The organism is Acinetobacter sp. ME22, assembly GCF_022012315.1.
Taxonomy (GTDB): domain Bacteria; phylum Pseudomonadota; class Gammaproteobacteria; order Pseudomonadales; family Moraxellaceae; genus Acinetobacter; species Acinetobacter brisouii_A.
In genome coordinates this window covers 1-26,144 of the sequence record NZ_JAKLTL010000015.1, presented here as the reverse complement: position 1 = coordinate 26,144, position 26,144 = coordinate 1, and the positions used below count along the sequence as shown (strand labels likewise).

Annotated in this window: 22 protein-coding genes and 1 pseudogene; 11 read left to right on the top strand and 12 right to left on the bottom strand. The window is 38.5% G+C overall.

Going from position 1 to position 26,144, the window contains the following annotated elements; translation table 11 throughout:
- Positions 1-7: 7 nt before the first annotated feature.
- The 7 genes and pseudogenes from LVY74_RS15490 to LVY74_RS15460 form a co-directional block, all read right to left on the bottom strand.
- Positions 8-1,249 carry a Zn-dependent hydrolase gene (locus LVY74_RS15490; protein WP_237815808.1) on the bottom strand — a complete coding sequence of 414 codons (1,242 nt, stop codon included), beginning with the start codon at positions 1,247-1,249 and terminating at the stop codon, positions 8-10.
- 1 nt (position 1,250) lies between these two features.
- Positions 1,251-2,174, bottom strand: coding sequence for a 2-hydroxyacid dehydrogenase (locus tag LVY74_RS15485; protein WP_237815807.1), 924 nt, complete (start codon positions 2,172-2,174; stop codon positions 1,251-1,253).
- Positions 2,171-2,923 carry a class II aldolase/adducin family protein gene (locus LVY74_RS15480; protein ID WP_237815806.1) on the bottom strand — a complete coding sequence of 251 codons (753 nt, stop codon included), beginning with the start codon at positions 2,921-2,923 and terminating at the stop codon, positions 2,171-2,173. The genes LVY74_RS15485 and LVY74_RS15480 overlap by 4 nt, the downstream gene beginning before the upstream one ends.
- Before the next feature lie 17 nt (positions 2,924-2,940).
- Positions 2,941-4,257: pseudogene (locus LVY74_RS15475) on the bottom strand (MFS transporter).
- A 766-nt stretch (positions 4,258-5,023) separates the two neighbouring features.
- The gene (locus LVY74_RS15470) at positions 5,024-7,870 is read right to left on the bottom strand and encodes a UvrD-helicase domain-containing protein (protein WP_237815805.1); all 2,847 of its coding nucleotides are present in this window, start codon (positions 7,868-7,870) and stop codon (positions 5,024-5,026) included.
- 232 nt (positions 7,871-8,102) lie between these two features.
- Positions 8,103-8,294 (bottom strand): hypothetical protein, encoded by a 192-nt coding sequence (locus LVY74_RS15465; protein WP_237815804.1) that lies wholly within the window; start codon positions 8,292-8,294, stop codon positions 8,103-8,105.
- Positions 8,295-8,371: 77 nt separating this feature from the next.
- A complete protein-coding gene (locus LVY74_RS15460) occupies positions 8,372-8,596 on the bottom strand; it encodes an XRE family transcriptional regulator (RefSeq protein WP_111895308.1) in 225 nt (74 codons plus the stop codon).
- A 155-nt stretch (positions 8,597-8,751) separates the two neighbouring features.
- On the opposite strand from LVY74_RS15460, the gene LVY74_RS15455 reads away from it, so the two are divergent.
- Positions 8,752-8,997, top strand: a complete 246-nt coding sequence (locus LVY74_RS15455) for a hypothetical protein (RefSeq protein WP_237815803.1) — start codon at positions 8,752-8,754, stop codon at positions 8,995-8,997.
- Positions 8,998-9,513: 516 nt separating this feature from the next.
- A complete protein-coding gene (locus LVY74_RS15450) occupies positions 9,514-9,867 on the top strand; it encodes an antitoxin Xre-like helix-turn-helix domain-containing protein (protein WP_237815802.1) in 354 nt (117 codons plus the stop codon).
- Between the two features lie 34 nt (positions 9,868-9,901).
- Here the strand turns inward: LVY74_RS15450 and LVY74_RS15445 are convergent, their stop codons facing one another.
- Positions 9,902-10,093 carry a type II toxin -antitoxin system TacA 1-like antitoxin gene (locus LVY74_RS15445; RefSeq protein ID WP_237815801.1) on the bottom strand — a complete coding sequence of 64 codons (192 nt, stop codon included), beginning with the start codon at positions 10,091-10,093 and terminating at the stop codon, positions 9,902-9,904.
- A 625-nt stretch (positions 10,094-10,718) separates the two neighbouring features.
- Here LVY74_RS15445 and LVY74_RS15440 point away from each other — a divergent pair.
- A complete protein-coding gene (locus LVY74_RS15440) occupies positions 10,719-11,033 on the top strand; it encodes an ABC transporter substrate-binding protein (RefSeq protein WP_237815800.1) in 315 nt (104 codons plus the stop codon).
- A complete protein-coding gene (locus LVY74_RS15435) occupies positions 11,030-13,831 on the top strand; it encodes a relaxase/mobilization nuclease domain-containing protein (protein ID WP_237815799.1) in 2,802 nt (933 codons plus the stop codon). Before LVY74_RS15440 ends, LVY74_RS15435 begins: the two co-directional genes overlap by 4 nt.
- 39 nt (positions 13,832-13,870) lie before the next feature.
- On the opposite strand, the gene LVY74_RS15430 is transcribed toward LVY74_RS15435, so the two are convergent.
- Complete coding sequence (locus tag LVY74_RS15430; RefSeq protein ID WP_237815798.1) at positions 13,871-14,125, bottom strand: hypothetical protein; 255 nt, start codon at positions 14,123-14,125, stop codon at positions 13,871-13,873.
- A 196-nt stretch (positions 14,126-14,321) separates the two neighbouring features.
- Here LVY74_RS15430 and LVY74_RS15425 point away from each other — a divergent pair, with 196 nt between their 5' ends.
- Positions 14,322-14,549, top strand: coding sequence for a helix-turn-helix domain-containing protein (locus tag LVY74_RS15425; protein WP_237815797.1), 228 nt, complete (start codon positions 14,322-14,324; stop codon positions 14,547-14,549).
- A gap of 1,113 nt (positions 14,550-15,662) precedes the next feature.
- On the opposite strand, the gene LVY74_RS15420 is transcribed toward LVY74_RS15425, so the two are convergent.
- Positions 15,663-16,259 carry a putative adenosine monophosphate-protein transferase Fic gene (locus LVY74_RS15420; RefSeq protein WP_237815796.1) on the bottom strand — a complete coding sequence of 199 codons (597 nt, stop codon included), beginning with the start codon at positions 16,257-16,259 and terminating at the stop codon, positions 15,663-15,665.
- Positions 16,260-16,270: 11 nt separating this feature from the next.
- The gene (locus LVY74_RS15415; protein WP_237815795.1) at positions 16,271-16,441 is read right to left on the bottom strand and encodes a YhfG family protein; all 171 of its coding nucleotides are present in this window, start codon (positions 16,439-16,441) and stop codon (positions 16,271-16,273) included.
- Positions 16,442-17,147: 706 nt separating this feature from the next.
- Between LVY74_RS15415 and repM the strand changes: the two genes are divergently transcribed.
- From repM to LVY74_RS15400, 3 genes are all read left to right on the top strand, one after another.
- Complete coding sequence (repM, locus tag LVY74_RS15410) at positions 17,148-18,086, top strand: replication initiation protein RepM (RefSeq protein ID WP_269091429.1); 939 nt, start codon at positions 17,148-17,150, stop codon at positions 18,084-18,086.
- Positions 18,087-18,161: 75 nt separating this feature from the next.
- The gene (gene parA, locus LVY74_RS15405) at positions 18,162-18,797 is read left to right on the top strand and encodes a ParA family partition ATPase (protein WP_237815794.1); all 636 of its coding nucleotides are present in this window, start codon (positions 18,162-18,164) and stop codon (positions 18,795-18,797) included.
- A gap of 68 nt (positions 18,798-18,865) precedes the next feature.
- Positions 18,866-19,069: a chromosome partitioning protein ParB gene (locus LVY74_RS15400; protein ID WP_237815793.1), complete on the top strand. Its 204-nt coding sequence runs from the start codon at positions 18,866-18,868 to the stop codon at positions 19,067-19,069.
- Positions 19,070-19,174: 105 nt separating this feature from the next.
- Here the strand turns inward: LVY74_RS15400 and LVY74_RS15395 are convergent, their stop codons facing one another.
- On the bottom strand, positions 19,175-23,710 hold the full coding sequence (locus LVY74_RS15395; protein ID WP_237815792.1) for an AAA domain-containing protein: 4,536 nt from the start codon (positions 23,708-23,710) through the stop codon (positions 19,175-19,177).
- A 392-nt stretch (positions 23,711-24,102) separates the two neighbouring features.
- On the opposite strand from LVY74_RS15395, the gene LVY74_RS15390 reads away from it, so the two are divergent.
- From LVY74_RS15390 to LVY74_RS15380, 3 genes are all read left to right on the top strand, one after another.
- Positions 24,103-25,077, top strand: a complete 975-nt coding sequence (locus LVY74_RS15390) for an IS110 family transposase (protein ID WP_237815791.1) — start codon at positions 24,103-24,105, stop codon at positions 25,075-25,077.
- Positions 25,078-25,290: 213 nt separating this feature from the next.
- Positions 25,291-25,596: a transposase family protein gene (locus LVY74_RS15385; RefSeq protein ID WP_330848029.1), complete on the top strand. Its 306-nt coding sequence runs from the start codon at positions 25,291-25,293 to the stop codon at positions 25,594-25,596.
- A complete protein-coding gene (locus LVY74_RS15380) occupies positions 25,544-26,014 on the top strand; it encodes a transposase family protein (protein WP_237815790.1) in 471 nt (156 codons plus the stop codon). Before LVY74_RS15385 ends, LVY74_RS15380 begins: the two co-directional genes overlap by 53 nt.
- Positions 26,015-26,144: the final 130 nt, after the last annotated feature.

Genomic DNA, 26,144 nt, shown 5'->3' with positions numbered 1-26,144 from the left:
CAAAACCTTAACTGACTTGAGCCAATGTAACTTGTTGATCAAACTTCAAAATACTACTTAACAAAACGTCGGCGCCTTGTTTTGCTTGTAGGTCAGTAATATTTTCTGCCTCGTTATGACTTAATCCATTTTCGCAAGGAATGAAGATCATCGTTGTTGGACAATGCTTTGCCAAATTGATGGCATCATGCCCTGCACCACTCACAATCTTTTGATAACTATAACCAAGAGCTTGGGTTGACTCTAAAACAGTTTGAATACACTTTTTATCAAATGGTGTAGCTGGACTATGCCAATGTAATCTGACATTAATGTCTAAATCACGTTTATGAGCTAATTGATCCAGAGTTTGAAGTACTATTTTTCTCATACTTTCCATTTCAGTATCATCAGGATGACGTAAATCTATTGTCCAATGAATGTTTGCTGGTATTGTATTTCTTGAAGAATTTTCTACAGAGATCTCCCCAAAAGTAATAAGACCATCTGGAAACTTCTGAAGAACCATTTTCTCCAAATCTACAATCATTTGGGCTGTTCCAATCATTGCATCATGACGCATGGACATTGGCGTCGTACCTGCATGAGCAGCTTTCCCCGTCGTTTGAATATCCAACCAAATGATGGCTTGTCCACCAGTCACAATACCAATTTCTTTCTGGTTATTTTCTAAAATAGGTCCTTGCTCAATATGTAATTCATAATAAGCTGCAAAAGCACGTTGTAAATCTAATTCTCCCTGTTGACCTGTACGATATAACTCATCAGCAACGCTAATGCCTTGCTTATCTTGTGCTGTCAAAGTGTCTTTTAATTGAAATTTACCTGTAAATACTGCAGACCCCATCATCGCAGGAGTGAAACGTGCACCTTCTTCATTCATCCAAATTGCAAGTTCGAGTGGATGTTCAGTTTGAATGTTTCTTTCATATAGACATTGAATGACTTCAAACCCTGCGAGTACTCCATAAATGCCATCAAACCGTCCACCTTTAGGTTGTGTATCTAAATGGCTACCGATAACAATTGGATTTAATGATTGATCAAGTCCTGTTTTTTTCAGAAACATGTTTCCGATAGCATCGTATTTTACGTCTAAATCTAAATCTTTTGCCCATCTAATCAATAAATTACGACCTAAAACATCTTGATCCGTCAGTGCTAATCGGGTGTTTCCTCCATTTCCTGTTGCACCAACTTTCGCCATGTCCATTAGCGAATTCCATAATCTTTCACTATTTACTTTCATCTTAATATCCTCTTTTTATATTTACACAATTCAGTAATGGTAAGTTCTGAGAGATTCGTCTGTCATTTTCTAATATCTGTTTCACTACTACTTCAAGCGGTGCATGTGATGCGATGTGTGGTGTCAATACAATTTCAGCCCTACTCCATAATGGACTTTGCTGATCTAAAGGCTCTTGCTCAAATACATCTAGGATTGCACCACGAATATGTTTAGAATCGATTGCATCTAGTAAATCTTGAGTTTTGAGATGTGCCCCACGACCACTATTGATGATTGCTGCACCTCTTGGCAAATTTTCAAATGTTGGCTGAGATAAAATTCCGCGCGTTGCATCTGTTAAAGGCAACAGGTTAATTAAAATTTGACTTTTTGATAAAAAAATTTCAAATTCAGCATCATTTGCAAAACATTCAACATGTTTTAAGGACTTTCTAGACCTTGACCAACCTGATACCTGATACCCTTCACTAGCCAATTTTTCAGCAACAAACGCACCCAATTCACCGAGTCCCATCACGCCTATCTGAAGTTCAGATGCTTTTAACTGAGGAAGTTGTTTCCAAACTCGTTCTGCTTGTTGTTGTAAATATTGGTCAAAATACCGCAGATAATATAAAACTCCCCATTGAATATAGCTCAACATCCCATACTTATGGTCTTGATCGATAATTCTACAGACTTGATGTGAGCTCTTGATTTTCGCTAAATCTAAATGCTCAATACCAGCACCCATCGAATGAATTAACTGCAAATGTGGTAACTGATTTAGATTTTCTAAATCAGGAAACCAACAGGCTGCTGTCGTCGCTTGGCTGGCACAATAATCCTCAGTTAAGCAATAGCTTCCAACGGGTGCGTATTTTTGAAATGCATCAAGGAGCATTTTTTGGGCATAAGGTTTAGTTGAGGCAATAACAATCATAAACAGTACTCATCTTTTTGTTGCTCAATCAATGACAAAGCAGCATGCCAAGCATCTAAAATAATCTGTTCGGCCTCATCTCTATCAAATTGTTGAGCAGTATGCTCACATACTTCAGGAGCTAGGTAATTTAGCTGAGTACTAGAAAGTGCTTTGACTTGAATTTGACATGCTCGTTCTAAAAAATAAATTTCATGAAAAGCACGAGGAATCGTATTTCCGGTTGAAAGCAAACCATGATTTCTCAGAATCATACAGCGGTGTTGCCCAAGGTCTTCAACCAATCGTTTTTGCTCATCTAGAGATAAAGCAATTCCTTCATAATCGTGATATCCAATACGGTTATAAAACTTTAGTGCGTGCTGTGATAAAGGTAATAAACCATGTGATTGTGCTGAGACAGCAACACCATCAGCCGTATGAGTATGAATCACACAGTTAATCTCAGGACAAGCATGATGAATTGCTGAATGAATCACAAAACCAGCTTTATTCACTCTTTTGCCTTGGTCATAAGATTCGATGATATTTCCCTCATGATCAATTTTCACTAAATGTGATGCAGTCATTTTGTCAAAAGGAATACCATAGCGATTGATTAAAAAATGCTGTGGTTCATGTGGTAATCGATAACTAATATGTGTATCTATTAAATCTGTCATTTTATAAAATGCGACTAAACGATATAAAGCAGCTAATTCACAGCGGGCTTTCCATTCAATTAGATTAATTTCATTTAAATGCTTCATGTTCTATTTCCTTAAACTTAAATTGATTCTTCAGCAACGATTGAATCCACATTAGGTATATTCTTCTGATTTTTATTTAGAATAACTTTTACACCAATTACACCAATTAATGATAAAAATGATAGGAAACTGAAGAAGATAGCTAGAGGCATCCATTGCCCAGCATAATGGCTCGCTAGCATTGTGCCAATGAATGGAGTTGTCCCTGCGGCAATCGCAGCAATAAATTGATAAGAAATAGAAATGCCTGAATATCGAACTTGCGTTGGAAAAATATTTGCCATAAAACCAGCTGCGACTGCATATAGTGCTGATAAAGTCACTACAGCTAAGCTAATACCACAAGTAATTAAAATAATATTTTTTGTTTCCACCAACATAAACATCGGGTAAGGTACGATAATACATAAACTTGCTGCGATAGTTAAAAAACGCTGTGCTCCAATTCTATCTGCAACCCATGCTGCTATTGGCATAGTTAAAAATTGAATTACTGTGACTAAAAATAAAGCATCTAAAATTGTTTTTTTACTAATTTCTAGATATTGAGTGACATAAGTAATCATAAATGTATTGGTAAAAAAGAAACCAGCTGTACCAATCGTAATAGTGAGTCCTGCAAAAACTACATGCGGGAAATAGTTTGAAAGTAGCTCTTTTACAGGCTGTTTCAAAGTTTGTGCATTCTCTTTTGTTTTTACGAACTCAGGAGAGTCTTCAATCCCAAAGCGAATAACAAAACCTATCGCCATCAAAATAAAACTGAATAAAAATGGTACTCGCTATCCCCAATTGGCAAATGCATGTTCATCTAACGTACTAACACCTCTAAACACCAATAAGCAGAGAATTAAACCTGCAGGACTACCTAATTGTGCAAAAGATGCAAAAAACGTCTTTTTCTCTTTTGGTGCATGTTCACTAGCCATGAGTACAGCACCTCCCCATTCCCCTCCAACTGAAATCCCCTGTAAAAATCTGAAAAAAACGAGAAGTATAGGTGCCCAAATACCAATACTGGTATAACTAGGAATTAATCCAATGCATGTAGTCGCTAGTCCCATCAGTACCATCGTAAACAGCAACATTTTTTTTCGACCTAACCGATCTCCTAAATGACCAAAAACAATACCAGCCATGGGTCGTGCGATAAATCCAACTGCAAGTGTTGCAAATGATGCCAATGTTCCTGTTACTGGATCAGTCTGAGGAAAGAAAATAGTGCCTAGAATAAGCGCTGCTGCAGTTGCATAAACATAGAAATCATAAAATTCTATCGTTGTCCCCATGAATGCTGCTGCTGCTGCACGTTTGGAGTGATCTTTTTTTTCCATACATTTCATCCCTAATAAATTGATATCTGATTAGTAATTTTTAAGTAGTGCCTTATTGTATGAAATACATTTCTGGTTCTAATAAAGATGACTAATCTATGTTTAAATCAAGATATAGGAAGCGAAAGATGTAACACAAACTAATTATTTTAAACTTTAATATAAGAATAACTAATGTGATAAATAATGGTGCAAGAATATATTTAATAAAGACTTATTGCTTTTTTTTTGAATTTTTTTTGGTAATAATATTTTTTTTGCACAGAAATAATACAGAAAATTATAATTTTTATTAAGATTTACTTATCCATAAAAATCAACCTATTCACACAAACTTATCGTGAAGCAATGCTGGAAGATTTAAAAAATCATTCATAAATCTTAGATAGCATTTTAAAAAGTCTACGTTATCTACAAATGATGGATTCTATTTCATTTTTATTGAACACAAATCTCTTATCCGAAATGAAAAAAGCCCCAACATCCTGTTGGGGCTTTTCCCGTATTTGCGTCTAGGGTCAACTCCTGTCATCCCTCACGATCCTGATGCGAGAACTTATTATTTTTGTTTGATGTTCCGGAACTTCCTGTTCCTCAATGCGTTCAGAATAAGAAATTTAGTCCAGCTTGAATAGGGGACATTGTCCCCTATCCATGTGAGATATGGCGTACAGCATTAGAGAAAAATTCACCAAAGCTGTCAGATGATCAAAGGTTCCGAATGCTCAATGTTGCAAACTCAGGGGTCTAGAGGTGAGTTTTATCCTTAAGCCATGAACTTCTTCTTATTCTTACATTGGTCATGTGGAATGCCATAACCGGAACATCCCCAGAACTTCCCATAACGCCCGGTACGTAATTTCATCGGTCGGCCACATTGATCACAGATCTTGATTTCTTTTCGACAATTTGGATTTTGACAAATGCTGTGCTCATGCTGATCCAAGCTAGGTGAGCTACATTGTTCACATACTCTCGGCTTAGATCGGCAGATACTTCCCGAGCTACAACGATAGAACTTCCCAAACTGGCCTTCTGTCATTTTAAAGTAGCCGTCAGTACAGACAGGGCATTTAAAGATTTGGCGATATTCACTGGCAAAACTTTCAGACAGGATATTCAGTTGGTATTTGGGGGCAAGGAGTTCGGTAATGAATTCCGAAGGGGCTCTTGAATCAGCCAGAATATAGCACTTGTGTTTGGCCCGGGTGATTGCAACATACAGTAGCCGTCGTTCTTCAGAATGTGGATAGCGATCCAGCGACGGAAGCAAGGCATCCACAACCGCATCTTCTTTATTCTGATTGGGAAAACCGGTTTTTCCCTGAGAAAATCCAATCAAGATACAGTAGTCTGCTTCCAGCCCTTTGGAACCATGAAAGGTCCAGTAGGCAATATTGGCGTATGTTGATCGTACCCGGCCTTTGACGTTATTCAGCAAATAGCGATAGCGTGCCAGGACGGCAATCGATGCCGTGGCATTTTCCTGTCTGATTTCTCGAATCAGTTCAACAACCTGATCTTCCAGTGTCTGATGCTGGGCATGACTATCCAGCAAATACACGGCAGACTCTTTAACCCGTGTGGCTGTGACCACATTTTTCTGATACTGCTCCGGGTTTTGCATTACAAACTTGCCCGCAGTTAAGGCAATACTGTTGTTATAGCGATAGGTCTTTTCCAGTTTGGTCAGGGAATGGGGACCGACCAGATCGGCAAATCGTGTGGTGAGTTCCAGTTTTCCACCGGAGAAGCGGTAGATCGACTGCCAGTCATCGCCTACCACAGTGAGCATTGGGGAAGGACCTTGTTGGATTAATGCCTGCAACAGTTGCATACGGGCCATGGAAATATCCTGGAACTCATCTACCAGAATATGGGTCCATGTTGGGCAAAAGGCATCGGGGCGAATTAAGTCTGTGGCCTGCAGAATCATGTCATCAAAATCAATGCTGTGATCATCTTGCAATTTCTGACAGTAGGCTTGATGGATTTGATCCAGCAGGTCAGCATAATGTTCGGCAAATGCGATACCCTGCTGCTGAAGGCGTTGTAGAATGGCAGCGCGGTCTAGGCGTTCCACCCGAATCGCAGCCAGGCTCTTGACGTAGCGCTTGGCAGTGCTACTGATCATGCCGGACTGATTCAGCACCTCAAAAACTTCCTGAGCCGATTTCTGAATCACTGCAATCTGCTGTTGCTGCATCAATTGTGCTAAGCGCTGTTCAAGCCGATTTTCAGTCCAGTCATAATGATAGGTTTCCAACAAGGTCGTGCCACAGCTTTGATGTAATTCCCGTTTCTTGCGAAGAATGGCATTGTATTCTTGTGATGGAATATCCGGTCGGGTTTGACCTTGACGATCAATCCCAAAATGTTCCAGATAAACGTCTGCCTCGTTTAAGTAAAAGTCTGGGCGATAGTCGAATCCCAGTTCAATCCGCCGCTTGGTGATATAAGGCGCTTCATACTGATAGGCAATACCATGCAGAAATAACCAGTTGGCAATCAACAGTTCCTGATAGCCGCGTACCCGTTCACCTTGCAAGGTACGATATTCATGATCACGCACATAACGGTCATATTCTGCTTTCGTTTTAAAATCGAAGACATTGACCGGCTGGTAACTTAATTCAATAAAACGGCTCAGCCCATCTGGATCAGACTGGAGATAGTTGCTCAGCCATTCGGTCATCCAGATTTCTAATTTCGTCGGGTCTTCGGTAAAAACCGATAAATAGGTGGGGATTTTTTGTTGCTGCAGAATACTGCGCCCTAAAGCATGGAAGGTCATCACTTCAGGACAATCCTCTGGGGCAAGACCACAACTTTGACTGCGCTTTTCTAAGCGCTCTCGCAATTCTTTGGCTGCTGCATTGTTATATGCCAGAATTAAAATCTCATGCTGATGGGCTAACCCTGAATCAATCAAATCTAGGGCCTTTGCCACCATCACCGAGGTCTTTCCTGTTCCGGCTGCGGCCAGAACCAGATTACGATCGTCATTGCGAATGACCGCCAGACGTTGTTGTTCAGTCAGTGGATTAGACTCAATCTGCTCAAAGAAGCTGTGGCGCTGCTGCAACTGTTGTTGTTCGTATTCCTGACGGAGAACAGACTTGCCTTGATCTAAAGGCAGGTAGCGCTGTATCTGACCTAGTTGCTGTACTATTTTGGGATCAAGCTGTTTTTGCCAAACAGTCTGAGCCGTCAGATAATTTTGCAGTAATGGAACCAATGTTGTCTTTAGCGTCTCGAGACTGGATTCACGTAAATACTGTTGTCGTGCCAGTGTTTGAAAGCTGTTCAGGGCTTGAGTAAGATTCTGATTGAGTGCTACCTGACTTGCCTGAACTATTTGCTCAAAACAACCATCTAAATCTGCCTGATTCAGCATGGAATAATCTAAACACTGTTCTGCAACATGCCATGAAAATCTAGATCCCCAGAAACCCTGTTGAAGCTGGGCAATACCTTGACTCTGCTGATAAGGAAATTGACGTGTATCTTGATTCTTATACTGAACTTCAATGTAGTCTGTTGTCACAATCATCTGACGGATTGGGCTAAATAACTTGCCCCAAAAACTGGTTCGAATAATTTTACGGGTCACACTTTTACCTAAAAGACATTAATACACAAGAACCCAGCACCGCTCTAATCAAGAACCGTGCTAGGTAAAGCTGGTTTCATTAAGATTTAGATGACGATTATATTGATCCTAGAAATATCGTTTTAGTCGTCTTAATCCAGACTATTGCATGGGGTATACACTGAATATTTCACGGTTCTTCAATAAAAAAGAGAGCTGAATAGTCGCCAAAATTCTAAAGCCATATAACCATCTACACTTTGATCTTTCTTTTTTCCATCATTTCAGATAGCCAGATCGCTGTTTCCTCAACGCTTTGATGTTTAGGTACATCAATAACCCCAGAAGTTAAACCTTCTTTAATTTTTTCAAGGTCATAGTTTACCCCTTTAACATCTCTCAATTCAGTGCTATTACGACGATTTACAGGGTTTTCTATAGCCATAATACAAGCCTTTATGAAAATTGATAAAAAGAAAAAATATCCACTCAACAGCTTACAGTACTTAAAGAATGAGTCTTTTATTCTGGTGAATATGACTTAATTTTTTCAAAAACTGGATAAAAATCTAATCCTTCATCTTTCATCGTCGAAATCAACGCAACAATTACAGCGATATGCATAGGAACCATACCTTGTTTACTGTAATTCGTAATCGAATTGGGCTTCATATCTAATAATGCAGCAAACTCCTTAATTGAAAGGCCTGCTTTACCGATAAGACGTTGAAATTCACTATATGGCATTTGATTAAATTTATAGAAATGGTATTGCAGGATTATAGCATAGGGTGATATTTACATAAAAACACATAAATATATGTGTCTAACACATATATTTATGTGTTATAAATGGTTTTATCCAATAAACCTATTTATCCTCTCTATCGGAGAAATGTCCTATGTACTCATATCCTAACTCAATCAATGAAAAGAAAATTGCCCTCATGATCATGAATGACTTTTTCATTCAAAAAGCGCATGAACTTTGGCTTTTTTTACAACTAGACCAGAGCTTTAATGATTATGAAGCCACCCTGATTTGGACCCGACGTTATCTGGAAGAAAATCCAGAGGGTGAATATAGTGATATTCGAAAAGCGTTCATCTCTTGTTTTCCGGAGAATTTCTTCAACTTTGACGATTAATTTTCTAAACTGTCATTCCTTTTTTTTAGCATTTGATCTCTGAGTGAATGCTAAAAAAGAAAACTTGAGCTGCTCAACGAGGAAATCTCATAAAAATATAGCTTTCAGCAGTCTACAGTGACTGCTTTATTAACAGAGAAAATGGCTTATTTTTGCTGTTTTCTCCATATTTTGAGAGGGTAAAAATTGAGACCGAGCGTGAGCGAGCTCGAGATTTTATAGACTTGAACAATGTGATATACATTGTTCCATCCTGTAAGTTTTTTGGACGTTCGTTACACGTTCAAATCGAGGGTTTTTAGTACTTCGTTACACGTTCAAGTGATCGTTTTTTGAGCTTTGTGACACATTCAAAGGGGGTATTTTCGAGCTTTGTTACACGTTCAAAGCCGTTTTGTTACACATTCATTTGTCAGCAATAGTGCTGCCAATGAGACAGTCTTGCTAAAAAATAAATCCACATTTTTGATGTTCATATTCATATTCAGGGAATGAACCTAAAACCGGAGAGAGCTTATGAATCGATTAGAACCAACAGCCGAACAACGGGTCTTGGCAAAAGCGGTGATGAATGTTGCTACCCAACTAAACCTGAGTTCTGTTCAGCTCAGTGATATTCTCGGTCTAGATCCTGCAAGCATTACCCAGCCAGAAGCACTGCCCGAGTTAGATCCACACACGGAAACCGGACAAAGGGCGATGTATCTGGTGCAGATTTTTAAACGTTTATTTGCCATGACGGGTGGTGATGCGGTCTGGATGCAACAGTTTATGCAGTCACCCAATCAGATGACCCATGGCATTCCAATGCAACAAATGAAGAGGCTGGACGGGATGAAGAATATTCTGGCCTTTCTTAACATGCAGTAATTGATGTTTCAGTATTCATCGCAATATTGTGATGTTAAAAGCCGTCCTGATCTAACAGTTGCGCGGCTTGTATTAAGCGCTCCGAAACCTTTGGTGGGGTATTCACCAGCTGCTGCAAATGTTCAAATTCAGCATCACTGAGTTGAATCTGATCCTGTTTGGTTAATGCTGCGGTTTCACTGACCTGTTGATGGTCTTGTTCACAGGCTTGCTGATGTTGATTCATCGGTATGCTCCTTGTTATTTTATTGTGCTTTGAATACGGTGTTATTCAATGAATCTAGCGCTTGTGCATCATCTATATATGATCCATGCTGCAACTGATGTGATTTTCTGTGGACTGGTTATATCGCCAATCAACACACTGGTCATTCGATCTTGAAGAAGATGATTATACAGCAAGCGACTGTACCCCAGTGGATAGAATGTTGGATATCGAAGGTTATCACTTCCCGTCACTCGACTCAGGCAGATTGCCGTCCCAATAAAAAAATGCAGCATTCAAATGCAACCGATGCCTGATGGTCCAACTGCATCAGTTCATCTCCAAATCTCACGACTTTTTGTTTTTGGATTGATTTGCGAAAAAATTCATAAAAATCTGACGGACTCTTATTCATAGTTCGGGCGATATTCCTAAAAAACACATCAATAAAATAAACCTAAAAACCTCACTTTTTGGCCGTTTTCTGGCTTTTTGCTGATCCTCATTTGTACACTAAAACCGAGGCATAGAGACAACGACGGGATGCGGCAATGGATCGCTATTGCTGACATCTGCTCCTCATTCGAACTCACTGATGCCGAGTCTAAAACTTTATAAACACTTTAAAAAAAACACGGAGCATTGCATGCGCAATAAACAAATTCTGATTCGACTTAGCGATGCAGAACATCGACAACTGGCTGAGCTATGTCAGCAACTCGATTTGAATCAGTCAGAAGTGATCCGGCAGCAGCTGTTCAGCCAAAGGCCGTCGGCACATGTAGAGCTGGCACAAATTCAAGAGCTGCGCATCATTGCATTGCAGCTCAAACAAATTTTACAGCGTGACGATTGTCTCTCCGCAGCTGAACGGGCGGATCATGCGACGGATCTTGAAGCACTGATCGAGGCGCTTAAATTGATCGTGCGCAAATTAAGTCGAGGAGTGCATCTCGCATGATTCTGAAGCTGATTGCAAATACTCGCTCAACATCCCTAAAACAGCGCGTCAATGGGCTATTGAACTATATTCAAAATCCCGAAAATACCCGCGCACAAAATCTTAGCAATTATATCCGTCAGCCATTTGTCTCTCAGCCAGCGTGGAATGAAGATGCGCTGCTTGAAAAATGTGTCTATGCCAATTCCAGGAATTTTCTGGATGATGACTCGGAACAACAAAAAATCGAGATGCTGCAGACCGCCAGTTTAAATCGTCGTGTCGAAGACCCGATTGTGCACCTGGTGGCAAGTTTTAAAAAATTCGAAGTGCCAAGCATTGAGCAAATTGAACAGCAGATCGATATTCTACTGCGGCATTTAAATGCTGAAGCGTTACAGGTGCAGTATGCAATGCATCTTGATACCGACAATGCGCATTATCATGTGGTGATCAACAAGATTCACCCTATTGAGAAAAATCAGCATCAGCAGCACAAATGTGTCAACTTAGGTGACGGCTGGATTCTGAATGCACTGCATCGCAGTGCTGCAGAAATTGAAGCGACGCAGGGCTGGCGTTCCGAACCCAATCCGATGTTTGTTTACCATCAACAATCTAAAACTGTGGTCCGCAATCCGGATTATCAATCGGTCCCTGCGGCTGAGAAACTCCCCACACAAATTTTAGATCAGGCTTCCCGGCATCAACAACCGAGTGCACTGCAACAGAAGATTGATTTCGCAAAAAGCTATCAGCTGTATGTGGAGACGGCCGTCCAGAATATTTTGCGTCGCGTCAACAGCTGGCCGGAGTGGCATCAGGCGCTGGCGGAAAAAGGACTGACGTTTGAAAAGAAACGTAATGGCGCTGTGTTTCAGTTAAAGACCTTCTCTGAACAGATCACCTTTAAAGCCTCGTTGTTTTGTCAAAAGCAAGCGACCCTGCCCCAGCTGCAGCATCACTGGGGACCGTATCAGGCCGCAGCCGAGGGAATCCGTCTCCAAGCCGTCCCGGATCAGGAGGTCCAGTCCCGGGGAGTCTCTCAGTCCAGCAAGACAAAGATCCATCCATTTCATCTCTTCAAAGCTGAAGATTATCTGGTCGCAGAATTGCACACGATCTATCTCGCGCTAAAGACACAGAAAGACCAGATCACCGTTCAGCATCAGCAGGCCTCAGCTAAGATCAAACTGGATCATGAATCTTATCAAAATGTTGAAAGAGATCTGCAAATTCAACAGCAACAACAGAAGTATCCATCAATTGCCTTGGCGCGGATCCAGACCGCACTGGATGATCAGCATGCTGAGCGACAGCAACATGACCGTGCCCATCGACGCAGCCAGTATGCACTGAGTCACCGGCAATTGACGGCCAAGTTAGTGAAGGATGAACTGTTCAAGGATGAGCTGGGACAACGGTTCTTGTCATCATCAAAGATAAATTCGGCACAGATTACCTCCTACACGGATTTTATCTCGCATCTCAATCGGGAACATCCACTGGTCATTGTGCAGCAGTTTCTGCTGGATCAGCGTCAGTCTGGCAATTTTATTCATGCACCCAATCCCCAATGCCGTCAGGCGCAGCTGATCTATGACAAGCAGCTTAAACATGAGCCGATTGCGGTGATGAATCAACACGGCATCCAGATGTTTAGCCAGTATTCCATACCGCGAATTCAGCAATGTCTACAGCTCATTGATGCACATATCCCAATTGAATTTTCTGGGGAACCATCGTTTCAACAACAGGCGAAAATTGCCCTGCTGCATCTCAATCATCGGATCGAAGATCCCAATCCTCGCCACGAGCTGCCGCGACTGGAGCAGATCGCATCCGCCGATCTCGAGGTATTCTTTGACCAGTTATATCAGCACTTTCAGCAACATCACAATCTGCAGACCTCGATTTTTAAAGCCAATTTGTTGCTGAGTTGCTGTCAGGTGAATACTGATCGACTGGAGCGAAACCTGAAAGAATACAGCGACGAATTTTTTAATTTCAACTTGCCGGCGCCGGATCGCAACAATCTGATGCTGCGCTTGAAAAGTGTACTCTGTACTCAACCGATCGCGCAGAACCGGCAATATTTTAATGCGCAAGATCTTGATTGTGTTTGGCAGATTGCCTTGAAACTTGAATACAATTTATTAAAACGAAAAACAGCCAAAATCATCAACAAGCCACAGCCTCAGGGTGGTTCGAAACTGGTGATTGAAGAGATTGTGTTACCCGAGAGAGATCCGGATTTTTTAAATGAGGTGATGCAAGAATTACAGTTCGAACAGCGCAAATCCCGGCTGCAGCAACAGTTCCTCGAGGTTTCTGAGATCAATTTAACTTCAAATTCGCTCAGTGCATGTCAACGCATCGAGACTGAAGTGAAACCCCTAGTGCACTTTCCCGCTGATCGATATCAAATCATTTGTCAGTTTGAGCATCAGTTTTATATTGACCGAGAGCTGAATCAAACGGCCTTTATTGAAAACACCTATCAGGCATATATTACTGTCGTCAGTCCGCTGGAGGTTCATGTCCGTGATGCCCTATTTCTGGCCCACGCGCGATATGGAGAAGTCATGATCTCCGGCAACGAGGAATTCAAGGCGCAGGTGGAAGCGATTGCCCAGCAGTATCAGATTCCCGTGATCCGCAAAGAACTTCTCGAACAGCGACAAACCCAAACGGAGATTCCATCCCATGAACGTCAGACAAATCGACCTCAACCCGATCTAACGCCACCCGTGGAACCGCAGCAGCGGAATGAATCTAAACCTCAGAAAAGTGGCTATGGTCATGACTTTGGCTTCTAGACGAGAGAGCTCAAAAAAGCCTAAGTGAAGAATCATGCTTTAGGCCAGTACATAGCTCGATTCTGGAAAATGTTTTAACAATGCCATTTTCACTGAATCGGACGTATTGACTTCGGGCTGGACGGCCAGCAAATGGTCTAGCCAGATCAGAATGGCTTCATGATTGTTATAACAGTGATTGACGTCCAGATAACTGGCCATGCCGAAACCCATGGCCACGTTCAGTTCTCTGATCAATTGATAGCCTAAAGACCTGGCTTCCGGGCTAATCCATAATTCATGGGGTGTCATCATGATAAAACCTTTTTTGCAATTGATGTTGTCTCGGGTTCTATCGTTCTGGATTACAAGTTATAATCGCTGTGTAACGAGGAAATAATACTTGTAAAAGGTAGATATAACCTGCTGCAGGTTATAAATTATCAAAGTATTCGCTAAATTGCAATAAAAATAACTTGCAGCAGGTTATTTTATATTTTTAGAAGACTATATGATTCATTGCAAGTTATCCAGCCTGATGGGCGACCGTAGAATTTTAAAGCTGAGCGACGTGGCCACTGCCACAGGCATCAACCGTAATACATTGACCAGTATGTACTATGATCGAGCCGTCAGAATTGAACTGCCGGTTGCCGATAAACTGTGTAAGTTCTTTAATTGCAGCATGAATGAGCTGTTTGAATATAGCGATGAAGAGAGCGATACCGAATCAGCCTGATCCGATTCTTCCCTGCAAGATCCGCATGGATGCCTGCTAATAATTCGCCTTGGTGTCATTCAGCACGCCTCAATGCCTAATGGCGCTATACTGCTTTAAAAGATCAATCCCAACCCTTAGATTGATCGTTCACCATGTTGTTACGTCATCCCCGCTTCATCCCGCTTAGATCCCGACATAAATTTCGAAATCACAGAAATCGTCCGCAGCAATCTGCGCTCCGCGCTAAGGTTGATGCTCATAATTTCATCAAAAATAGTAAAAAAATCACTGTTTAAGTGTGATTTACAACTTTTTTTGATGAAAACGCCTGAAAACCCCATCAATCGAGCGGCCAAAAATTTTTTTTTGCTACGCTCCACGTGTCTACATATCAGCCTCTTTTTTTGGCTTTGCTAAAGAGGCATGTTGACGATGGCGTGGGTGGAAGGATTAAGCGACGCTAGCGCGCCATCGCGATTGTTCTAAGGCATTTAGAGCAAGAGTTGCTACTAGGGTATATCGACAAAGCAACAACGTGATGAGTAGCTGAATACTTGGCTTAAATCGTATATTGGGGAAACCCTTGCGGAGATAGTTGGGTTCAGTTGGTTTGGGAACGTGTCGATGCGGTGTGTGAATCGTAATCTCAGCCTATGTAGGAAAGCACAATTACCTACTGCAGATACGACCGATGCGTGGCTCCGTCAGCCCGAAATTGGCATTCGGCAATACTTTAAGAGCAGGCAATTTTTGCAGGCTCTTAGGGTGAGTATTGCCGAAACTCTCTCAACGTTCACCATCAGCCCAAAGAGCTTGCTCGACGGCTGGGGGAATGTTGAGAGAGTTGAGCACTTTGCACTATAGATAATAGCAAAGCTCTATAAAGCTCAAAACAACTCATTAATGGTATTTAATAACGCAAATAGATATATAGAAATGAATATTCAGATATAAAATTGATTAAAAATAATGATGACAACAAATTATTCAAATATTTAGAGCTTATCTTTGAAGTTAAATTTGACACATTAAAAGATAAGAGAAGAGATGGAGATGCCCTAAGCCTATTCATGATCAAATGATTGATTGTAGGAGTTTAATTTCCTGTGTGAGTTTACTTATTTAGAGCCCTTATTCTGGAATTATGATACAGGCTTCAAAGATGTTGATTAGACCCTGTAATTGACCATAGAAGCCTTCAATGTTGGCTTGTACCCATTGCTGCTGTGATTGGATCTGGGACCAATCTACCCCATAACCACAATAGGCCAGAAGATGTTCAAAGAAAATACGCTGTGTACGACCATTACCTTCCCGGAACGGGTGAATCACATTCAGTTCACAATACAAATCGGCAATGCTTTCAATGAGCTGATCCAAGGGCTGATGCTGGAAATACTGCTGCTGTTGGAGTTTGGCTAAGAGCTTATTGGCTTCAACCTCAATACGGCTAAAGGTACAAAAACGGGTATCCCCTTTGGCAATATCGACTTGCCTGAACTCACCTGCCCACAGGTACAAATCTGAAAATAAGCTGGCATGAATTTTTTTAAGATAATTCAGATCATAGGGAGGTTCTTCATACTCGATCTGCATACTGGCAAGTTGACTGAGTTCAAGCTCCGCCTGTTGCAGAATGGCTTCATCCTGAATCTGTAATTGATTCCTTAAGATGTTGGTTCCAGGATAGCAATATAAGCTATCCCCGACTTCACCATATTTATCCATACTGCGAAGTATCATGCATCTGTATTTTGGGTAGAACGCTGATATTTCTGCAAAATTTGGGTTTTGGTTAGATCATTAGAAGTCGTAGCACTTTTTAAACCTTCTAATTTGAGGCTAGCCTGGTAGTTTTTAAGACGAGTCGCCTGAATGTATTTTTTTTTCTGTTCGGTGGTCACTAACATGGTACTACCCTTTAGAAGAAACGATATATCTTAGTTCAGTATAACATAAAGGTCGTTATCAGCTTTAATTTACTCTTTTATGTAAATTTACTTGAAGTAGACTAAGTAAAACTTAGGCTATAACTAATTTGAGATAAGAAATAATTTTTTAATATTTTTTTTATATTAATGTTATTTAAGTATTTTTTTAATCTAATTCTTCTTGTTATCGCTATAAAGACACAATTCCCCACCTAATCTTTTTTAAATTAATTAGTACACAAAATTTTTTTAAATTAATAGTAAATTCTGTCTTTAAGTAAGGAATACAAGATGTACTTGAATCTCAAAATGTCTTACTCAGTTAAAATTTTATGATGATAAAGACACAATTCCCCACCTAATCTTTTTTAAATTCAATTTAGAATTAAATTTTGTGTAAAAAAAATTAAAAAAATTAAATTTAAAAATATAAAAAAGGTTTTTAATTATTTTTAATCATTTTTAATGTTTTTAGAAAGTTTGAAAGCCTTTGTATATAAGCATTTCAGAAGATATAAAGACACAATTCCCCACCGATAAAGACACAATTCCCCACCGATAAAGACACAATTCCCCACCGATAAAGACACAATTCCCCACCTTAGTGTCACATTGTTTGATATTGTGCTATTAATCACGTTGTGATTTAATGTATCTTTATTGAAAATCTAAATAAGAGCGAATAATGGGCGACTTAGTTGTAAAAGATAATGCCTTAATTAATGCAAGTTACAATTTAGAAGTTTCAGAACAACGCCTCATTTTATTGTCTATTGTAATAGCACGAGAGACAGGAACAGTAATTGATGCAACTAGTACAATTCGTATTCATGCGAGTGATTATATGCAACGTTTTGGTGTTGATAAGCACGCAGCTTATGAAGCACTAAAGAATGCTGTTCATAACTTATTTGGACGTCAATTTAGTTATTCAATTATTGATACTGAAACAGGAAATAAAAAAACAGTAAAGTCACGTTGGGTTCAGAAAATTGCTTATATTGATGATTCTGCAATTTTAGAAGTCGCTTTTACAATAGATGTTGTTCCATTAATTACGCGTTTAGAGCAGAATTTTACAAGTTACCAGCTAAAGCAAGTCAGCCAGCTTACTAGTAAATATGCAATTCGTTTATATGAGATGCTAATTGCATGGAGAGATGTAGAAAAAACGCCAGTGATAGAAATATATGATTTTCGTTATAAACTTGGTCTAGCTGAACATGAATATAAAGCGATGAATCACTTCAAGAGTCGCGTATTAGAACCTGCGATCGAGCAAATTAATAAATTTACAGATATCACTGCAGAGTATGAACAGTTTAAATCTGGTCGGGTGATTACTGGTTTCCAATTTAAATTTACACATAAGCGGAATAAACCGAATCATCTTCTTACTGATAAGGATATCAATACTCCTGACTCCTTTAATGGTTTAATGACTGAAAAGCAGATTTTATTATTTGCAAATAAATTAGCTCATGATCATGCATTTTCCAGTAAGTTTGCTGAAGCTGGAGAAGAGTATAATGATGTTGAAATGCGTTTAATTAGAAAATTGGCTAAGCCTGAATTTGTGCGGAAGTATTTGAAAGATTTGGAAAGATTAGGATTTAAAATCTAAGTTGATTTTTACTTAAAAACTCATATACTCAAATGAGTTTTAAATCATTTGAGTAAAAACTCACAAGAGGGATAAATGAAAGTCATTGCTGTCTTGAATCAAAAAGGTGGTTCTGGAAAGACTACGATTGCAACCCACCTCGCAAGAGCATTACAAAAACAAGGCTACAGTGTTTTATTGGTTGATTCTGATCCACAAGGTAGTGCGCGTGACTGGGCGGCAGTTGATGAGGAAAATCCAGTTACAGTTATTGGTATTGACCGCCCAACGATTGACCGTGATTTAAAATCTATTGCCAAAAAAGACTTTATTGTTGTGGATGGTGCACCACAGGCATCAGATCTTGCAATCTCAGCAACGAAAGCGGCTGACTTTGTTTTGATTCCTGTACAGCCATCACCATACGATATTTGGGCAACTTCAGATTTAGTTGATTTGGTTAAACAGCGTATTGAATTGACCGATGGAAAACTACAGGCTGCATTTGTAGTATCGCGAGCAATTAAAGGCACAAAGATTGGCGCTGAGATTTCAGAGGCCTTATTGGGTTATGAATTACCTGTAATGGAAACTAAAATTACTCAACGGGTGATTTATCCAACCAGTGCTGCTAATGGTACAACTGTATTAGACATGGAACCAAGCAGTGATGCAGCTAAGGAAGTTGATGCTTTAGCATCTGAAATTATTAATAATTTTTTAAGTAATTGAGTTTTTACTCATTTGATTTTTTGAGTAATTGAGTTTTTACTCATTTGATTCTTGGAGTATTTAAGTAAATGAGTTTATTGCAAGCTGGTCGCCCTAGTAAAGGCGCAAAAGAGACTAAACTTGAAGATATATCTGAAAGCGTAAAGACTATTCGGGTGAATTTTGATTTACCAGAAGATATGCACACAGAGTTAAAAATGTATGCACTGAAAGAAAAGAAATCTGTTAAAGACGTTTTAACTGAGCAGATTAAACAACTTCTAATTAAGTAAAAATTTAAGCATCCAGTAAGCCTCAGTTGAGTTAAATAAGGTTTACTAGATGCTTACTTTACTTTTTAATGCAGTAAAGTCGAATAACAAAAATATCTTAAACAACTAAACCGCTAATAAATCTTCCTTGATATCATTTTCAGCACTAATTTCAGATTCTTCATCTATCCAAACTTTTTGTTCTACATCCTGAATCAAACTGCTCATTCCATGTGTAGGTTTAATTCCCATTGAATCTAATTTTGACTGCAAAGATTGAAGCATATTAAAGCGTTCTATTTCCCAGCTTGATGCAAAACATCTCCAGAATGTCCACCCCGCTCGTTCTAATGCGCGTTGGCGAACCATATCATCATGCCATTGTTCTGGGTCATGATAACTATCCCCATCACATTCAACAGCTAGGCGTTGATCTCCATCAGACTCAACAACTAAATCAATTCGATAGCTTCCAACTTTAATCTGTGGAGTCACCGTATATCCCATTTCATGTAATACAGTGAAGACAGATTTTTCGAACTCCGATTCACACAGCTCTAGTTTTGCTTCAAAGGATGCTTTTCTATCTTCTTGTACATCATAGAAATGATTGATTAAATTTAATCGAAGATCTTTTGGCGATATGTGATCACGATTTACTGAGTGAACAAGATACATTCTTTCACGAGCACGGCTAGCAGCCACGTTAAATCTCTGTTCATGATCTGATCGACTTAATGCATGGCAATTTTCGGGATCTGCAACCATAGACAAGAAAATGATATCCCTTTCCGCACCTTGGAATGCTGAAGCATCTCCACAAGCAAATTGCACTTGGGTCAAAGCTCCGGCACCAAATTCATTTAATGCTTCTGATTGAATAAATTCAGCTTGTGCCGGGCCGAGTAATGAAATGATACCAATCGATCTATTCACATACCGCTCATCTTTGAGAATTAACTTCATTTCCTCAATAATTGCTTTTGCTTCTATTCGATTAATATGTTTATTATTTTTAGATTCTCTATATCCCTGTGGTGTATAAATAGAGACTAAAGCAGGGCTCAATTGTTCTGACTTCTTAGATAATCGCATTGGTTTAATACGGTTGCCATAAAAATTTTTATTGCTATAGCCAATAATTGCTGGATGACATCGGAAGTGCTCAAGGAGCATGATACTCGATTCATAAATAGAAGAGGCCATATCGTATAAAGACATATCTGGTGTTAGATATGCAGCATGCGGCTGTCCATGTAGATAACGATTGCGTAGTACATCAATTTGAGCACTTGCTAATCCAACATTACTTGGAGAAACCTGCTTATTATCTCCAACAACCAATAGCTTTTTAGCACGCATTAAAACAGGTAAAACATCTATTGATGATTGAGATGCTTCATCAACAATCACTAAATCAAAGAGTCCTAATTCTGCTGGCATAGATTCAGACACTTGAAGATGAGACATTACCCAGCAAGGGATTGCTGCTGTTGCCTCCTTTAATGCAACTTGAGCATCTTTTCGATAACGTGCAGCATTTTTACCCGTTCCTTTTCCATAATGCTGTACTGCAATTTTATAACGCTGCAAAGCAACTAAAATTTTCTCAGAAGCATTTTCTTTTAATGCTAACCAAGTTTTATTTGCTGCTAGTTGGGCATAATTCTGAGATAGTTTTTTTTCGTGAATGCGACGACGTTCGTATAAATTGTCGATTCGACTTGTATTACTAATCGCTGTTATATAATTTTCGAGGCGTTTCCATTCCCAAGCATCAACTAGCGTATTACGCAATATTGGATCCTCAATTTCTTGAATGTAAGGAACTTCTAAAACATCTTTACTCAGCGTCAAAGCATTTGTCTGACTCAACTTAGCACTTGCTGATTTAACTGTTTCAAAGTCCGTAGCCAAATCTTTCAGGTGGATCAATTGCTTAAACAGATTTGTATATTCAACTAGCTCATTTTCATTTAATGAATCTGAATTAATCTGACATACGATCTTTTTAAGTTGATTCGATATTTTGTTATCAAATACAGATAAATAAAGAACTTGATCAGCTAATTGACGTTGATATATTTCTAGATTAAATATTTTTGACTTCTGATCTAATAATTTAATCAACTCATTAATGTATTCAGATACACCATAGAAACTAAAAGATTTTACCTTACTAAAAACCTTTAAGTAATTGAAATTAAATTGATCTAAGTACTTATTCTTCAAGTCTAAACATTTCTGGGTTTTAGCAATAAGTTGTGTGAATTCTTTTAATATCTCATCGATCCCACGTTGACTTAATTCTATTAAAGGAATATCTAATTGCATTGCAATACTATTCCATTTACTCATAAAAATATTAAGAGTTTGTTTTCGATCAATATATTCTTTAACTCTTTTCCATTCATCGGATGTATCAGGCTGTTTTCCTGAAACTTTAATTGAGTTAAATAAACTTTGTAAGTCTGAAGTCCCAAAATGATACCAATTAAAAGGCTTACCTGTCTCAACACCACGCTCGACAGCCTGATACTCCTTGGAGTTTGGTTGTATTTCAAAATTTAACTCTAAAGGCTCGGTGAGTAGAATCTTTCTATATTCTAATAAAGGTTGTACTTCTTGAATCAAATTTGTATAGATATCTAATTCCATACTTTTATCTTCAGAATTTATCTTATTGAAATATCTCAATAACCATGGCTCTGCATGATCAACAACAAGATGAAAATCTTCCAAATAAGCTTTCAGCCAATCTTTCAGTGCACTAATTTCAGCTTCAGAAGTTGTTTCTTTGAAAATATGCTGTTCATTTTGCTTCAAAAACTCTTCAATTTGATCTTTTTCTTCCAGAAAATCACTTAATTTCTTCAGACTGGTTGAATCTAGTAATTTGTCAGGCTCTGGTAGAGGACCATAATCAATATATTGTAAGTCTATACCAATCCTCTTTCTTAAATCTCTAAGTTGTATCAACTCTACTTGAGATAAAGGAAACTGGTCTTTAGCATCTAAAGTTAATTGGTCTTTAAACCATGAATAAGAAGCTCGATTCTCTAATACATTTTGTACGATATCCATTGGTAATTTTTTATTACCATCAACTTCAATATTTTGATAATGCTTTTCTGCAAAATTATAGATTTCTCGGTCAATTAATGCCATTTCATGGTGATTGCTATCTATTTGTTGCTTTAGAACTTCAATAGTTCTTTGAACTTCTGCAACATTCATCTGCGTAATTTTTTGCACAATAAAATCAATTGAAGATTCAAGCTGATTTTTGCTTTCTTTACTAGAGCCGATTCGGCTTACAACCAGAGGTTTTAATTCATCTGGAATTTTTTCATGTACTGTTTTAAGAACATGAGATTGTTGTGCCGTAACCAGCACTTTTTTCCCATTTGCCAAATAGTGGCAGATAATATTCGCAATACTATGTGTTTTACCTGTACCAGGAGGGCCTTGTACTACGACACCACTACTATTTAAAAGATTTTGAATAATCGTAATCTGTTCTTTATTATAAGGTAATGGAAAATATAGCTCTTCTACTTTTAACCCGAAGCCTTCCGTACCAGAGCGACCTCTAAACCTATACGACTCTTTTTCACTAATACTGTTGCCTAATTCTGTCACTAACGATAATGGCTGTTCTGGGATGGAGATAGCAGGATCATTCAATTTAACTTTAAGTAATTCAACATCATCACTTAAAATAGAATTCATCTTTGGACGACTAAATAATAATGCTGTTAATGTTACAGCCAAGCTTTTAGATGGTATTGCTCTATTTTCTGCTTCGACAACAGCTCCTTTTGAGAAGATATTTGAAACAAAAGCTTCAACTAAATCAGAGTATGTTTCACCTTGAAATAGTTGTAGAGAACGACCGTTATTTAAGTTTTCTTTTAAAGCTAATTTTACTTGCCCGGATGTAGGTAAATCATCTTCTAATAAAATGGCGTCCATTTCTATATTGGCGCGAGTATCTTTAGCACCTACACGTATTAAGCCATTCTTTTCGATTTCCATTTCTAAAGGGATCGTAATTAGAGGATAAGAATAAGGTTTTTGAGTTGTAGGAAGTACCCAATCAACCAATCCAAAACCTGCAACTACTTCTTCACCATCACTTGTTCCGCCCAGGTTAATCGATGTATTCCATGAGAATAATCTATCGTAAACCGTAATGGATTTTTTAATTGCATCATTCGTTTTCTTCCAATCTCTCCAATTATTCTTATAAGTTTCAAATTTTTTAAACAACTGTTTGATTACAGTAATTTTATCAATCAGATTAGGTATTGGTATACTGGATGGTAATAGAGATTTCTGAATTTTCTTAAAAGAAAGAATTTGGTTTAACTTAACAAATTTAATAGTTGGTTCTGTTTCAATATCAATATGAAGATATAAAGCAAGATCTTCAGAAGGTTGAGGTGCTGGTTGAGTTTGCAATCGTTCAATCTGAAACCACCAATCCCCATCATTTAGCACTTTTAAGCCATGTAGTTTCTCTAAATCATGAGAATAAAATCGATTACCACTAATTTCATACTGAATTTTTTGAGTATCTTCGGCTTGATGAGATACATAATCCAATAATTGAATCAGTTTATTCTTGGCAATATTTTTTAGTTCAAGCTCAGAGTTCATTATCAGTCTTTTTTAGTTTCTATCTAACGGTAATTATAATCTGAATATTCTAGAAATTTATAGATAGATATTAACTAGATGTAAACTGATGAACATAGATACTACTGAGAGTAGAACACTGCTAGAAAAAAGTGGTATTTTTAGATATTTGCGTTTTCAGTGAAAGTAGACCTTGTATCTTGGAGCTTGTAGTGATTAGCTTCCACTATATGCAAATTGTAGAGTTTGTAATAGACCTAAGACTTTTAGTCTGTGAAAGAGATAAAACCTACAATTTGCCCTAACCACTTGCACAACTCTGGACGGTAACTAAGCACTTTGATGCTGTATTCACAAGAAAAGACGGTGGTTATGCTAAAACAATAATTGGATAAATAAAGCAGGTAAAGATTATGTTTTATCTTGGTATTGATGTTGCTAAAGCTAAAATTGATTGCTGTTTAATTTTAGAAAATTCTGCAAGTAAAAAGAAAACCAAAACTTTTTCAAATACACCAAAAGGTTTTGAGCAACTTCAAACCTGGCTAAAGCAGCATGCTGCAACTTCTACGCAGACCATTATCTTAATGGAAGCCACATCTATTTATCATGAACTCTTGGCTAAATATTTATTTGATGCGGACTATCAAGTCTGTGTAACCAATCCTGCCAGAGCTCGATATTTTGCTCAGAGTATGTCTAAGCTGAATAAAACAGACAAGGTGGATAGTGAAGTTCTAGCTCGATTTGCGATGACTGCCGATCTACATTTTTGGCAACCTTTACCCCAACATATTCAATTTCTGAATGCTTTGCTAGATAGAAGAGCTGTGCTTTGTGAAGATTTACAACGTGAAAAGAATCGTTTGGAAAAAGCAGAGTCTACCTTCACGATGGAACCTGTACTTCAGTCTATCCATAAGAGTATTAGGCAGTTAAACAAGCACATTCAGGGTATTGACCAGCAAATTGATGCTCATATCGATCAGAATCCTGATTTAAGAAATGATAAAGAACTGCTCAGCAGTATTCCAGCTATTGCAGATCGAACCAGTTTATTAATGCTCAGTTTCTTGCGCAGCCATACTTTTGAAAGGGCTAGTCAAGCGGCCGCCTTTGTTGGCTTGGCCCCCATTCAAAAGCAATCGGGTAGCTCTATTCATGGCAGAAGCCGTTTATCCAAAGCGGGCTCTTCCAAAATACGTGCCGGTTTATATATGGCAGCCATTGTCGCAACTCGGCATAATCCCCACATTAGAGGGATGAATGAAAGATTATTGGCCAATGGTAAAACCAAAATGATGGCGATTGGAGCTGCGATGAGTAAGTTTGTTCATCTTTGTTATGGTGTACTCAAACACCAACAACCTTATCAAGCGGATTATTGAGCATGAATTCTCAATAATTTGCTTGACGTTTCAGACGGTATCTCTTTCATAAATCAAAAAACAGCCAATTTTTAGATCAAAAGATATCCTGCGAAGTTTCATATTTTCAAGCATAATCCCCCCTATGAAATATCTCGACTTTAAAAAGCTTCTTGAAACTCAGTTTAAGCGATACACAGGCATCTCATGGTCAACCTTTGATTTAATCGTTGAATACATAAAAAAGCAGATCCAACGAAAGGTAGACCAACCAAGCTTGGCATTGAAGATCAGGTTTTACTTTGTCTCAGCTATTGGCGGGAATACCGAACCTTATTTCACGTTGCCACAAGTTATGGTGTTTCAGAGCCGACGGCTTCCCGAATTGTACGTCATGTTGAAGATTGCCTGATTCAGTCAGGGCTATTTAATTTACCAAAAGAATTACCTGATGGTGAAGGTATAGACTGGAATGTGGTGATTGTAGATGCCACAGAAATTCCAATCCAAAGGCCTAAAAAAACAGAAGAAAAGTTATAGTGGCAAGAAAAAGGCACATACCTTTAAAGTACAGATGATCATTCACTACAAAACTCAGCAAATTCTGAGTTTATGTAGCAGTCGCGGTGCTGTGCATGATTTCGAGCTATTTAAACGTAACTTAAATCAAATTCCTACGGGTGCTTTTATTCTTGCAGATAAAGGTTATCAGGGGATTTATAAATTGTATCCGAATAGCCTGTTCCCTTTAAAAGCGAAAAGGCGCTGTAAACTGAATCCTGAACTCAAAATTTACAACCGAGAAATCAATAAAAGAAGAATCGGAATTGAGCATGTATTTGGCAGCCTGAAAACCTTCAAGATTCTTGTTGGACGTTATCGAAACCGAGGCAAAAGACTGGGGTTAAGGTTTAATTTAATTGCTGGAATCTACAATATGGAACTGAGTAAAAAATGATTTATGAAAGAGATCTAGTATATTGATCTTTTTAATTCATACTTTCAATTGACTTTGACTTATAGTCACTCACAAACTCACAAACTCACAAACTCACAAACTCACAAACTCACAAACTCACAAACTCACA